Origin of the sequence: Pseudidiomarina sp. (assembly GCF_048267825.1) — a bacterium.
Lineage (GTDB): Bacteria > Pseudomonadota > Gammaproteobacteria > Enterobacterales > Alteromonadaceae > Pseudidiomarina.
Genome location: NZ_JBLWWR010000002.1, coordinates 50,341 through 62,224 on the forward strand (window position 1 = coordinate 50,341; position 11,884 = coordinate 62,224).

Here is an 11,884-nt window from a genome sequence, read left to right on the forward strand (position 1 = left end):
AGTAAAAAGCCTAAATCTGGTACAGTAGCGGGCTTGAAAAGGGAGATAACAAGGCGATGCATACGGCTCAAAGTTCTGCGAGCGTAAAGCCAGAAACCCATGCTGATGACGACGCTTTAGTCGTTATTGATGACATTGACTTTGCTCATGGGTTCGGCGCTCATCAGGTTTATCGTGGATTATCGATGCGCATTCCAAAAGGGAAAATCACTGCAGTGATGGGCCCAAGCGGCATTGGTAAAACAACACTATTACGATTGATTGGTGCACAGTTGCGACCGCAGCGGGGTAGCATAACCTTTGCTGGTGAAAACGTGCATGCGTTAGGGCGTTCAGATTTATACGAATTGCGTAAACGCATGAGTATGCTGTTTCAAAGTGGTGCGTTGTTCACCGATATGACAGTGTACGACAATATCGCATTTCCAATTCGCGAACACAGCCAGCTCCCGGAAGAAATTATTCAAACCATCGTGAAGATGAAGCTTGAAGCTGTTGGTTTGCGCGGCGCCAGACATTTAATGCCGGCGGAATTATCAGGTGGTATGGCACGTCGAGCAGCGCTTGCGCGGGCAATGGCCTTAGACCCAGAACTGATTATGTATGACGAGCCATTCGCTGGCCAAGATCCAATTTCAATGGGAGTTATCGTTAAGCTAATCAAAGAGCTGAACGAATCGCTCGGGCTAACCAGCATCGTGGTTACCCATGATGTCGCGGAAGTGCTGACCATTGCGGATTATGTTTACGTGATTGCTGACAAAAAAGTGATAGGGCATGGCACCCCAACTGAGTTGCAGGAATCAGATAATGCACTAGTGCATCAGTTTTTACATGGCGAAGCCGATGGCCCTGTGCCGTTTCATTACGCCGCACCACCACTGGCAGAGGACTTATTGGGGGCCAAAGATGCTTGATCGGATAGCCGCATTAGGCCGCTCTGTGTTGGACTCAGTTGCAGGCGCTGGCGCAGCACTTTTTATGTTAATGCGTGCGTTACTGGGCAAGCCGCAAATACGTAAGTCATGGCCTTTACTGATGCAGCAAATGTACTCAGTGGGCGTATTGTCGCTGGTGATTATTGTGGTCAGCGGATTGTTTATAGGAATGGTGCTTGGCTTGCAGGGTTACACCATTCTGGTTGACTTTGGTGCCGAGCAATCACTCGGGCCTATGGTAGCATTGTCGTTATTGCGCGAACTGGGGCCGGTAGTTACCGCGCTGTTATTTGCGGGCCGCGCAGGTTCATCACTTACGGCGGAAATAGGGTTAATGAAAGCAACTGAACAGCTTTCAAGCCTTGAAATGATGGGTGTTGACCCGTTACGCCGCGTCATTTCGCCACGTTTTTGGGCAGGTTTTTACAGCATGCCAATACTGGCCGTAGTGTTCTCAGCGGTAGGTATCTATGGTGGCTACTTGGTCGGCGTGCGTTGGCTGGGTGTTGATGATGGCGCGTTCTGGTCTGTCATGCAGTCGAACGTAGAATGGGGACAAGACATTCTGAACGGCATCATTAAAAGTTTAGTGTTCGCTTTTGTGGTGACATGGATTGCTTTACACAAAGGGTACAGTTGCACGCCAACTTCGGTAGGTATTAGTCGTGCAACCACGTCGACCGTAGTGACTGCATCACTTGCAGTGCTTGGGCTCGATTTCGTTTTAACAGCATTGATGTTTGGATAAAAGCTATGGAATCAAGAAATACACAATTAGCAGTTGGTTTATTTGTCATTATCGGCGTTTTAGCGTTGTTGTTTTTGGGTTTACAGGCAGCCAATACCAGTGTTGTAACGAATGGTGAGACGTATAAGCTCTATGCCAAATTTGACAATATCGGTGGCTTAAAAAACCGCTCGCCAGTAAAAGTTGGTGGTGTTGTTGTCGGTCGTGTGAGCAACATTTCGTTAAGTGGTGATTACTACGAGCCGCTGGTCGAAATGACAATTAGCGCTGAATACAATGAATTTTCTGATACCACGTCGGTCTCAATACTGACTTCAGGATTGCTGGGTGAGCAATATATCGGTTTAAACCCAGGCTTTATCGACGATACCGTAGAGATGTTGAAAGACGGTGATCAAATTTATGACACCAAGTCAGCATTGGTTCTAGAAGACTTAATTGGGCAGTTCCTATTTAGTCAGGGTAACGATTAAGGAGAAAAGCATGAAAATGTGGTTAGTTGCTGCAGTCGTAGCTGTTGTTGGGTTTGGCGGTATAGTGCCAGCTCAAGCGGAATTAATTCGCGATGAAAATCCTTATATTTTGCTAGAAAAGTTAGCAAACGAAACGCTTGAGCGCATTGAACAAGACCGCGAGCTTATTGATAAGGACATCAACCATATTCGTCTGATTATTCGCGAAGAAATGATGCCTTACGTTGACTATGTGTATGCTGCAAAACGCGTACTCGGGCGTAATTTATCTGAAACCACAGAAGAGCAGCGTCAAGAGTTTTATGCTGTATTTCGGGATTACTTGATCACGACATATGCGGGTGCGTTTACGCAGTACGACGAAGAAAAGCATATCATCGAATTCGGTAACGCTGAACGTTTTGAAAAAGGCAGCCGCATGGTTGTCGTCAACACACGTTTGGTTGAAGAAGGGCGTCCGCCAATTCGTTTGGACTTCAAAATGCGTTTCGACAGTAACGACAACGTGTGGAAAGCTTATGATTTGGTGGTAGAAGGTGTTAGCCTTTTAAACAGCAAACAAGCAGAGATTAGCTCGGTTATACGCTCAAACGGTATTGACGGAACCATTGCATTGCTACGCGAAAAAGCACAAGAAACAGTTCAAACACGCGATCTTCCGGAAGGAGCCAAGTAATGAATGACTGCGCATGGCAGCTGAATGAAAGTGGCCACGTGGCATTCAATGGTGTGCTAACGCGTGCCAGTGTCCCTGATATCTGGAAGCAACGAAAGCAGTGGCTGCAAGGTGAGCAAGCGTTAACTTTTGATTTGCAACAGCTCGAAAAGATTGACTCAGCAGGGGTCGCAATGCTGCTTGAAATCAAGCGTGAGCTTCGTGCACAGAAACGTGATTTGGTGATTAAAAACGCCAATCAGCAGTTAACGGCGATGATCCGCGTAAGTGGTGTCGATACGCTCTTAGAGCTGGCATAACGTACGTACAAATTTCATACTATTCATGCAATGAACACAAACAAAGAACCAATTTATTTATGATAACTGCAGAATCTATTCAGCAACATCTACTCGACAGCATCGATGTCAGCGAAGTTTTAGTTAAGCTTGATGGCGGTCACGCCAATATAACCGTGGTCGGCGAGCTTTTTAGTGAGCTTTCCCGAGTCAAAAAACAACAAGTTGTCTATGCGCCCCTGAAAGAATGGATTGCCAGTGGTGAACTGCATGCCGTTTCTATTCGAACCTACACGCCAACAGAATGGCAACGCGAGAAGAAACTCGCAATGTTGAGCTAACAGGAACTGCACATGCAAAAATTAGTAATCCAAGGCGGTCAGGCATTGCACGGTGACGTGATGATATCGGGTGCGAAAAATGCTGCGCTACCAATTTTAATGGCTGCAATACTGCCTTCAGACGATGTGCAGCTGGACAACGTGCCGGCGCTACAAGATGTAAGTACAAGCTTGAAGTTATTGGGCGAGTTGGGCGTGAGCAGCGAAAAGCTTGGGCCGAACAGTTTCTTGATTAAGCCGCAAGGCATTAACCATCACATTGCAAGTTACGACTTAGTGAAAACAATGCGCGCCTCAATTTTGGTTTTGGGCCCGTTGCTCGCTAAATATGGTGAAGCGCAAGTATCTCTTCCTGGTGGGTGCGCCATTGGCGCGCGGCCTGTCAACCTTCACATTGAAGGGTTACGCCAGATGGGCGCCGATATTACCGTTGAAAATGGTTACATCAATGCCAAGGTTAATGGGCGCCTAAAGGGTGCCAATATTCTTATGGATATGGTCAGCGTGACGGGCACTGAAAACCTGATGGCGGCGGCAACCTTGGCAGAAGGTGTCACCACCATTGAGAACGCTGCACGCGAACCAGAAATTGAAGATTTAGCTAATTTTTTGAACAGCATGGGTGCGGACATCCGTGACGCGGGCACCGACACCATTACCATTCATGGTAAAGAAAAGCTGCATGGCGGCGTGTATCGTGTTCAGCCAGACCGTATCGAAACCGGCACCTTCTTAGTTGCAGCTTTGGCTACCGGTGGCGACGTTACCTGCCGCAATACCGACCCGACTATGCTGGATGCCGTTTTGAAGAAGTTAACGGAAGCTGGCGCTGTAATAACCAAAGGTGACGACTGGATTCGTCTTCAGGCGACACAGCGGCCACGCCCTGTGAATATCATTACTGCACCACACCCCGCTTTTCCAACGGACATGCAGGCACAGTTTTGTGCACTGAATGCAATTGCTGATGGTGCGGGTTGGGTGCGTGAAACCATTTTTGAAAATCGCTTCATGCATGTGCCAGAATTACGTCGTATGGGCGCAAATATTGAACTTGAAGGCAACACTGCAATTTCAAAAGGTGTACTACGTTTAACTGGCGCACAGGTCATGTGTACTGACTTGCGGGCCTCTGCCTCGTTAGTTATCGCTGGTTTGGTTGCACAAGGTGAAACTGTGGTTGAACGTATCTACCACATCGATCGTGGTTATGAAACGATTGAGAAGAAGCTTTCTGCATTAGGTGCCAATATTAAACGCGTGAGTTAGTAACTCACGCAGCACCTTACATGGAACCGAGTTTGGTAATGGTCACTTCGGCAATGCGTTCCTGATTATCTCGTAAATAATGGACTTGAATTGTCGTACCCGGTTTGGTCTGCGCCACCACGGCTAAACCTTCTGTAGCCGAAGACATCGGCTTACCATTAATTTCTGTAATGTAATCATCGGCCCGCAGGCCTGCTTTTTCAGCGGGGCTATTAGGGTCAACGCCAGTGACGTAAATACCCGGTTGTGTGTAAGGATTTGATGGCGGCGTTTCACCCACTTGCACACCTAAATAACCACGGACAACCTCACCCTCACGAATTAACGTATCCATCACTGAGCGAGCTAGTGGGTAGGGTACCGCAAAGTAGATGCCATCAATGCCTTGGCCACGCGCATCGCGAAACTGCGCGTTGTTAATACCCACTAAGTAGCCTTGGCTATTGATTAATGCGCCACCTGATGCGCCTTCGTTAATGACAGCATCCATTTGGATTAAGTCAGCATGAGAATGAATAACCCCCATGCGTCCGCCCGTTGCACTGATAATGCCCTGAGTAATGGTTTGACCAAGGTTATGCGGGTTACCGATAGCCAGCACTATGTCACCCACTTGGGTTGTGAGTGATTCATTCTGTGGAATAGTGGGTAGGTTGTCGGCTTCAATGCGAACAACCGCTAAATCGGTAATGCGATCAGAACCAATCACTTGACCGCTGTAATTGCGGCCGTCTTGCAAAGCAACTTGAATCTCGTTGACATCAGCAACCACATGGTGAGCAGTTAAAATATGACCACGATTGTCCATGATCACACCAGAACCCAAACGCACCAATGTACTTGGGCGTCGCGAATAATAAGACTCGCGGGTTGAACCAATGCTGTAAATATTAACGACTGCAGGTGCGGCACGTTGCACCGCCGTCGAGAAACTCAACGGCATTTCTGTGCGTTGCGGGTCATCACCGTTATCATTATTTAGGTGAGGCAACAGATAAATTACAATTGCAGCGACAGCTAGGCCGAGAACAACAGAACGAACGATGTACCAAGCAAGAGGGCGTAGCTGCATAGCGAGTTGTAACCTATTGATTTAAGAATATGCAAAAGCATAACACTGTTTAAAAAAGAAGGCAGCAACTGCTGCCTTCTTTCATATCCGCTTAAGTACCACGGTTATGTTTTGATGTGCGTTAGCCGCCGCGCAGCACGAGATACAATTGCGAGTTACCGCGGCGAATATTTAATGCGACCACATTACCTGCGCTGCTCAGCGCTTCACGCAAAGCCGACATGGTATTCACAGGATTGCGGTTAACGCCAATAATCACGTCGTCTTTGCGGATACCGTAGCGTTCGGCCATCGAGCCTTCTTCAATTGCGGTTACCTTCAGGCCACCTTGCTCGCTCGGTGCAAGAGTGAGACCGTCAAGTGCAGGGTGAAGTGCTGCGGCAGTAACGGCCTGGTCGTCAGCGCTGAGTACCACATTAAAGTTCTTTTCTTCGCCGTCACGTAGCACGGTGAGCTGCAGTTCTTTGCCCGCGCCTAGGGTGCTCACACGCGCACCTAAGTCAGCAAAGGTTCGAATCTTTTCGCCGTTCACGGCAACAATAACGTCGCCAGACTTCAGGCCTGCTTTGTCAGCAGCGCCTTCCGGAATAACTTCCGCAATAAAAGCACCTTGATTTGCTTTTAAGTCTAAGGCTTTTGCGATTTCATGTGTCAGATCATTACCACGAACGCCTAAAACGCCACGACGCACTTCGCCAAACTCAATCAACTGTTGCACAAGGTTTTGCATCATGTCGGCAGGAATTGCAAAGCCGATACCTATGTTGCCGCCATTAGGGCCTAAAATAGCCGTATTGATACCGATGAGGTGACCATCAAGCGTAACCAATGCGCCACCTGAGTTGCCGCTGTTGATTGCGGCATCGGTTTGAATGAAGTTTTCAATTTCCTCAATTCCCAAACCGCTGCGACCTAGCGCACTAACAATACCCGATGTAACCGTTTGCCCGAGTCCAAAAGGATTACCGATAGCTACAACAAAGTCGCCAACGCGCAGCGCGGTTGAATCTCCAATTTTTAATTCGGTAAGGTTATCGCCGTCTTTGATTTTCAGCAATGCGATATCTGAACGGTCGTCGGTACCAATCACTTCTGCGTCAAACTGACGACCGTCTTTTAACGTCACTAAAATTTCAGATGCGCCATCAATCACGTGATTGTTGGTTACAACGTAGCCTTCATCAGCGTCTATGATGACACCAGAGCCCAAACCTTGAAACGGACGTTCCTGCACCTGCTCACGCGGACCACCTGGACCAAAAAAGTATTGGAAAATATCCGGAATACGTTGTCGAACTTCGCGTTTCCCTTTCACTGAGATATTCACAACCGCAGGCGTGACTTCTTCAAGCATCGGTGCCAACGTTGGGGTTTCATCTTTATCACCAAAGAAAGGAATGCCGGCCGAAACAGGCGCAATAATGAGTGCACTCGCAATGGCCAATACAGCTATAAACTTCACTTTCATCAGAGTTAACTCCTATATATGCACTGTGTGCAAACTGTGATTGGAAAAGATTAAGAATAGATGCATTTAAAGACTGACGCTTTATAAATAAGTTCAGGTGGGATGTGTTTCAAGATGTAAATTCGTTATTCGTTATTCGTTATTCGTTATTCGTTATTCGTTATTCGTTATTCGTTACTCGTTTAAACAAAAAACGCTTTTTCTCGGCTTTTCCGAATAACGAACAACGAACAACGCTTTTGAATTACTTAAATAGTCCAGATTTTTTATCGCTGTAATCGCGCGGCATATCACTTGCGGCTTTATCGTCCGACTTGCGCTTTTCGCTATTTACTTTGTTAGCCATACGTAGTTCACGCATGGTGTCTTCAGCGAAAAATGGCAGACTTGGTTGTTCTTGCTCGCGCTGCAATAGGTCTGCGCTGTGGTGTAAATACGCTTTTAGCTTATCTTGTGTTTCTTCTAACTGACCCACCAGCGCTTGCGCTGTAGCAAGATGCTCAGCGACTTCCTGGCGATAATCAGCCAACTTTTGCTTAGTTTGAGTCACTTCGTCGCTCAGTTCTGCTTCATCCGAATGCTCTGCGAGCCAGTAGCGCGCCGCAAAAAAACCAACAATTGCTCCGGCAACGACTAATAAAATTCCAATAATCCAGCTCATAATTACTCCTTAAAAATGCAATTCGCATGATAAACTAACACCTACTAGCATAATCTAGAAAAGGGTCAAAGTGGTAGTGACAACGAACAAGCTTACGCCAATCTCAAAGTATGAGCAGGACCTTAACAGTGGTAATTTCACGCCGGACGAGGCTCAACGGTGCGCTGTGGAAGCCTTGCAGCGTCTATACGACGAACTGGTCTTATTTCATAACCAAGCGACGCAACCCAGCCTGTTAAAAACCATTAAAAGCCTGTTTGGTGCTACAGCCAAGGTACCCAAGGGCATTTATTTCTGGGGCGGTGTAGGCCGCGGTAAAACCTATTTGGTGGATACTTTTTACGAAACGCTACCATTTGAACAGAAGTTACGTGTCCACTTTCATCGATTTATGCACCGTGTGCATGCTGAGCTTAAAGAACTCAAAGGGCGTAGCGATCCGTTGCCATTGATTGCAGACAAGCTTGCGGCCGAGGCGCGGGTGGTATGTTTTGATGAGTTCTTCGTGCAAGACATTACCGACGCCATGATCTTGGGCACACTGATGCAGGAATTGTTTAAACGCAATGTGGTGCTGGTAGCTACCTCGAATATTGTGCCAGACGAGTTATATCGCAACGGTTTACAGCGTCAGCGCTTCTTGCCAGCGATTGAGCTGATTAAGCAGCATTGTGAAATCATCAATGTTGACAGTGGTATTGATTACCGACTGCGTACATTGACGCAGGCTGAAATTTATCACGCTCCAGCGGACGCGGCAGCGGATGCCAATCTTGAGCGATACTTCACGGAATTAGCGCCCGATCACTGCAACCGTGATGAGCACGGATACATTACGGTGAACAATCGTAATATTCCGGTGCGTATGGAGTGTGATGATGTGGTGTTGTTTTCATTTGAGGCAATTTGCGGTGGCCCTCGCTCACAGAACGACTATATTGAATTAGCACAGTGTTATCATGCGGTGCTGATTAGTGATGTACCGCAAATGGGTTCGCATAACGATGACGCCGCGCGTCGTTTCATCGCCTTGGTTGATGAGTTTTATGAACGACGCGTTAAGCTGATCATGTCGGCCGCGACGAAACTTGATGCGCTGTACACGGACGGCAAACTTAACTTTGAGTTCAAGCGCTGTATCAGCCGCTTACTCGAAATGCAAAGTCACGAATATTTAGGGCTCGCACACAAACCATGACTTTAACTGACCTGACGTTAGCAATTGGAGGTCTAGGCCTACTGCTACTTGGTATGCAGTTGCTCACTGATGGTTTGAAAGCTGCAGCGGGCAGCCACTTACAAAATTTCCTCGAACGCTCCACTCAAACCCGTCTGCGCGCGGCTTTATCAGGTTTCACAGTAACTGCCTTGGTGCAATCGTCAAGTGCAGTTGTTGTCGCTTTACTCGGTTTTACTAACGCTGGCATGCTTAAGTTGCGCGAAGCTGCGTGGGTGGTTTTCGGCAGCAACGTCGGTACCACCATGACGGCGTGGATAGTCGCGCTGATTGGTCTGAAGCTCAATATTGGCGTTTTTGCCTGGCCGCTTATTGGTTTTGGCATGCTCATTCAACTGGTTCGTAAAAACTCAGTTGCTGGCAACGTAGGCACGGCGATTGCTGGATTCGGTGTATTGTTTGTCGGGCTGGATACACTACGCGATGCATTTGAACAAGTGGTAACGGTGTTACCGGTAGAGCAATTGCACGTTACGGGTATAACAGGTGTGCTATTGGCGGTAATGGCAGGGGCGATACTAACGGCGCTGGTGCAATCGTCCTCAGCTGCACTCGCAATTGTTTTAACGGCTTCAGTCAGTGGCGTCTTTAGCCCACTTGCCGGTGCTGCTGTGGTTATCGGTGCCAACATTGGCACTACCATCACGGCGTTGCTGGCCAGTGTGGGCGCAACCGCACACGCGAAACGCTTGGCGGCAGTGCATGTTCTCATGAACAGCGTGACTGGCGCAGTTGCACTGGTGTTATTGGTCCCTTTATGGTGGGTCGCAGAGTTGCTTTCTGGTGGTGAACAAGTCACTAATATCAGTTCAGGGCTTGCAGTGTTTCATACATTGTTCAACGTGTTAGGCTTGGCTTTAATGTGGTTGCTGGATACCCGCATTTTTCGCCAGGTTGAGCGTTGGTATCGGCTACCGCCTTTGCGCTCTGGTGAGCCGCGCTTTCTGGATAAAACTGTACTTCAAATTCCCGCCATGGGTTTGGGTGCAGCGCAGCAAGAACTCAACCGTGTTTTGCGCCAATATATCATGCGCCTAAGAGCGTTACTGCGAGATGATGCTTTACACGCTGATACTGAAGAAGATATTGCGACGGGCGAGCTACTCGGACACATCAAGGTTTACCTCAATTTACTGAGTGAAAAGCAACTGCATGGTGACGAAGCATTAAAACTGGCGGAGCTTCATAATAGTTATGCCCGGTTAATCGATTTACGCGATATCGTCGAAAAACTTCGCGCTGCTAAGCCGGCGCATATCGACGCTAGCCTCAATCATGACATGCGCAATCAACTGCTGGAATTATTGAGTGGCGCAGACATGAAAGACCGTTCAGAAGCGAGTTGGTCGGCACTATTAAGTTCAATACGCGCAACGCGCAACCTACTGCGGCATACCTGGTTGACGAATATCGCAGCGAACGAATTATCGCCAACAGAGGGTGCCGCATTGTTCCAGCTTGCGAGCCTGTGGGAACGTAGTGCCGAAATCATCGCAGCACTGAAAGCCTGAAAAGCGTTATTCGTTATTCGATCGCTGCGCTTGTCGTTATTCGTTAACCAATAACCAATAACGATTAACCAATAACCAATAACGATTAACGAATAACGATTAACGAACATCGCCGTTGATCTTTCGATCACTTTTCCCTATAATCCGCGCAGCCCACGTTACAGGTACAACTAACCGTTAAGTGGCTCAACCACAGCGGTTGTTGTGGTTCGCGGGGAAGCCCGGAACTACTGTCGTGAACCTTAAAGAAAAGAGTAATTTCAATGAGTACATTTGTTGCAAAACCAGAAACTGTACAACGTGACTGGTATGTTATTGACGCTGAAGGCAAAACCTTAGGTCGTTTAGCGACTGAAGTTGCTACACGCTTGCGCGGTAAGCATAAGCCTGAATACACTCCTCACGTAGACACTGGTGATTACATCATCATCGTTAACGCTGAGAAAGTGACTGTTACTGGCCGTAAGGCACAGGGCAAGATCTACTATTCACACACTGGTTACCCAGGCGGTATCAAAGAAATCAGCTTCGAGAAGTTGATTGCTAAGAAACCAGAAATGGTAATTCAGAAAGCGGTGAAAGGTATGTTACCTCGTGGTCCACTAGGTCGTGCCATGTTCCGTAAACTGAAAGTGTACGCTGGTGCAGAGCACAACCATGTAGCTCAGCAACCAAAACAACTTGAAATTTAAGACGGAGCATGAAGACTATGGCACAGAATCAATACTACGGTACTGGTCGTCGCAAAAGCTCGACTGCACGCGTTTTCTTGCGTCCAGGCAGCGGCAACATCAGCATCAATAACCGCACTTTAGAAGAATACTTTAGCCGTGATACCGCTCGTATGGTTGTTCGTCAACCGCTTGAGTTGGTAGAAATGGTTGAAAAATTCGATTTGTACATCACTGTTAAAGGTGGTGGTACCAGTGGTCAAGCTGGCGCAGTACGTCACGGTATTACCCGTGCACTGATGCAGTACGACGAAACTCTACGTAGCAACTTGCGTAGCGCGGGTTATGTAACGCGTGACGCACGTCAAGTTGAACGTAAGAAAGTTGGCTTGCATAAAGCGCGTAAGCGTCCACAGTTCTCGAAGCGTTAATTCGAAAACTCGAGTACGTCAAAAACCCGGCCTTTGTGCCGGGTTTTTTGTCTTTATCCTTGTAAAAATCAGGGCATTTCTTTATCATCTGAAAGCATTTTTTTATTGTC

General features: G+C 47.6%; 14 protein-coding genes. 11 read left to right on the forward strand and 3 right to left on the reverse strand.

What is annotated here, in order from left to right; all coding sequences use genetic code 11:
* Positions 1-56 precede the first annotated feature (56 nt).
* The 7 genes from ACN0UN_RS03135 to murA all read left to right on the forward strand — a co-directional run bounded on the left by ACN0UN_RS03135 (position 57) and on the right by murA (position 4,723).
* Entirely contained in the window at positions 57-917 is an 861-nt protein-coding gene (locus ACN0UN_RS03135; protein WP_417658695.1) for an ATP-binding cassette domain-containing protein, read from the forward strand.
* Positions 910-1,686 (forward strand): lipid asymmetry maintenance ABC transporter permease subunit MlaE, encoded by a 777-nt coding sequence (mlaE, locus tag ACN0UN_RS03140; RefSeq protein WP_417658696.1) that lies wholly within the window; start codon positions 910-912, stop codon positions 1,684-1,686. Before ACN0UN_RS03135 ends, mlaE begins: the two co-directional genes overlap by 8 nt.
* 5 nt (positions 1,687-1,691) lie before the next feature.
* A complete protein-coding gene (gene mlaD, locus ACN0UN_RS03145; protein WP_417658697.1) occupies positions 1,692-2,159 on the forward strand; it encodes an outer membrane lipid asymmetry maintenance protein MlaD in 468 nt (155 codons plus the stop codon).
* Between the two features lie 10 nt (positions 2,160-2,169).
* On the forward strand, positions 2,170-2,835 hold the full coding sequence (locus tag ACN0UN_RS03150; RefSeq protein WP_417658698.1) for an MlaC/ttg2D family ABC transporter substrate-binding protein: 666 nt from the start codon (positions 2,170-2,172) through the stop codon (positions 2,833-2,835).
* Positions 2,835-3,134: an STAS domain-containing protein gene (locus ACN0UN_RS03155; protein WP_417658699.1), complete on the forward strand. Its 300-nt coding sequence runs from the start codon at positions 2,835-2,837 to the stop codon at positions 3,132-3,134. The genes ACN0UN_RS03150 and ACN0UN_RS03155 overlap by 1 nt, the downstream gene beginning before the upstream one ends.
* Before the next feature lie 62 nt (positions 3,135-3,196).
* On the forward strand, positions 3,197-3,454 hold the full coding sequence (locus ACN0UN_RS03160) for a BolA family protein (RefSeq protein WP_417658862.1): 258 nt from the start codon (positions 3,197-3,199) through the stop codon (positions 3,452-3,454).
* 12 nt (positions 3,455-3,466) lie between these two features.
* Positions 3,467-4,723 carry a UDP-N-acetylglucosamine 1-carboxyvinyltransferase gene (gene murA / locus ACN0UN_RS03165; protein WP_417658700.1) on the forward strand — a complete coding sequence of 419 codons (1,257 nt, stop codon included), beginning with the start codon at positions 3,467-3,469 and terminating at the stop codon, positions 4,721-4,723.
* Between the two features lie 16 nt (positions 4,724-4,739).
* Here the strand turns inward: murA and ACN0UN_RS03170 are convergent, their stop codons facing one another.
* The 3 genes from ACN0UN_RS03170 to ACN0UN_RS03180 all read right to left on the reverse strand — a co-directional run bounded on the left by ACN0UN_RS03170 (position 4,740) and on the right by ACN0UN_RS03180 (position 7,924).
* Positions 4,740-5,795 carry a trypsin-like peptidase domain-containing protein gene (locus ACN0UN_RS03170; RefSeq protein ID WP_417658701.1) on the reverse strand — a complete coding sequence of 352 codons (1,056 nt, stop codon included), beginning with the start codon at positions 5,793-5,795 and terminating at the stop codon, positions 4,740-4,742.
* A gap of 121 nt (positions 5,796-5,916) precedes the next feature.
* Positions 5,917-7,263, reverse strand: a complete 1,347-nt coding sequence (locus tag ACN0UN_RS03175; RefSeq protein WP_417658702.1) for a DegQ family serine endoprotease — start codon at positions 7,261-7,263, stop codon at positions 5,917-5,919.
* Between the two features lie 244 nt (positions 7,264-7,507).
* The gene (locus ACN0UN_RS03180) at positions 7,508-7,924 is read right to left on the reverse strand and encodes a YhcB family protein (protein ID WP_417658703.1); all 417 of its coding nucleotides are present in this window, start codon (positions 7,922-7,924) and stop codon (positions 7,508-7,510) included.
* Between the two features lie 76 nt (positions 7,925-8,000).
* Between ACN0UN_RS03180 and zapE the strand changes: the two genes are divergently transcribed.
* The 4 genes from zapE to rpsI all read left to right on the forward strand — a co-directional run bounded on the left by zapE (position 8,001) and on the right by rpsI (position 11,774).
* Positions 8,001-9,122: a cell division protein ZapE gene (zapE, locus tag ACN0UN_RS03185; protein ID WP_417658704.1), complete on the forward strand. Its 1,122-nt coding sequence runs from the start codon at positions 8,001-8,003 to the stop codon at positions 9,120-9,122.
* Positions 9,119-10,672, forward strand: a complete 1,554-nt coding sequence (locus tag ACN0UN_RS03190) for a Na/Pi cotransporter family protein (RefSeq protein WP_417658705.1) — start codon at positions 9,119-9,121, stop codon at positions 10,670-10,672. Before zapE ends, ACN0UN_RS03190 begins: the two co-directional genes overlap by 4 nt.
* A 263-nt stretch (positions 10,673-10,935) precedes the next feature.
* On the forward strand, positions 10,936-11,364 hold the full coding sequence (rplM, locus tag ACN0UN_RS03195; protein ID WP_128352159.1) for a 50S ribosomal protein L13: 429 nt from the start codon (positions 10,936-10,938) through the stop codon (positions 11,362-11,364).
* Between the two features lie 17 nt (positions 11,365-11,381).
* On the forward strand, positions 11,382-11,774 hold the full coding sequence (gene rpsI / locus ACN0UN_RS03200; RefSeq protein ID WP_128352158.1) for a 30S ribosomal protein S9: 393 nt from the start codon (positions 11,382-11,384) through the stop codon (positions 11,772-11,774).
* Positions 11,775-11,884 lie beyond the last annotated feature (110 nt).

Bases quoted from the DNA above. Each gene is read 5' to 3' on its own strand.
- rpsI (WP_128352158.1), top strand. From the start codon at position 11,382: ATGGCACAGAATCAATACTACGGTACTGGTCGTCGCAAAAGCTCGACT.
- ACN0UN_RS03135 (WP_417658695.1), top strand. From the start codon at position 57: ATGCATACGGCTCAAAGTTCTGCGAGCGTAAAGCCAGAAACCCATGCT.
- mlaD (WP_417658697.1), top strand. From the start codon at position 1,692: ATGGAATCAAGAAATACACAATTAGCAGTTGGTTTATTTGTCATTATC.
- ACN0UN_RS03180 (WP_417658703.1), bottom strand. From the start codon at position 7,924: ATGAGCTGGATTATTGGAATTTTATTAGTCGTTGCCGGAGCAATTGTT.
- ACN0UN_RS03155 (WP_417658699.1), top strand. From the start codon at position 2,835: ATGAATGACTGCGCATGGCAGCTGAATGAAAGTGGCCACGTGGCATTC.
- mlaE (WP_417658696.1), top strand. From the start codon at position 910: ATGCTTGATCGGATAGCCGCATTAGGCCGCTCTGTGTTGGACTCAGTT.
- ACN0UN_RS03175 (WP_417658702.1), bottom strand. From the start codon at position 7,263: ATGAAAGTGAAGTTTATAGCTGTATTGGCCATTGCGAGTGCACTCATT.
- ACN0UN_RS03190 (WP_417658705.1), top strand. From the start codon at position 9,119: ATGACTTTAACTGACCTGACGTTAGCAATTGGAGGTCTAGGCCTACTG.
- murA (WP_417658700.1), top strand. From the start codon at position 3,467: ATGCAAAAATTAGTAATCCAAGGCGGTCAGGCATTGCACGGTGACGTG.
- ACN0UN_RS03170 (WP_417658701.1), bottom strand. From the start codon at position 5,795: ATGCAGCTACGCCCTCTTGCTTGGTACATCGTTCGTTCTGTTGTTCTC.
- rplM (WP_128352159.1), top strand. From the start codon at position 10,936: ATGAGTACATTTGTTGCAAAACCAGAAACTGTACAACGTGACTGGTAT.
- ACN0UN_RS03150 (WP_417658698.1), top strand. From the start codon at position 2,170: ATGAAAATGTGGTTAGTTGCTGCAGTCGTAGCTGTTGTTGGGTTTGGC.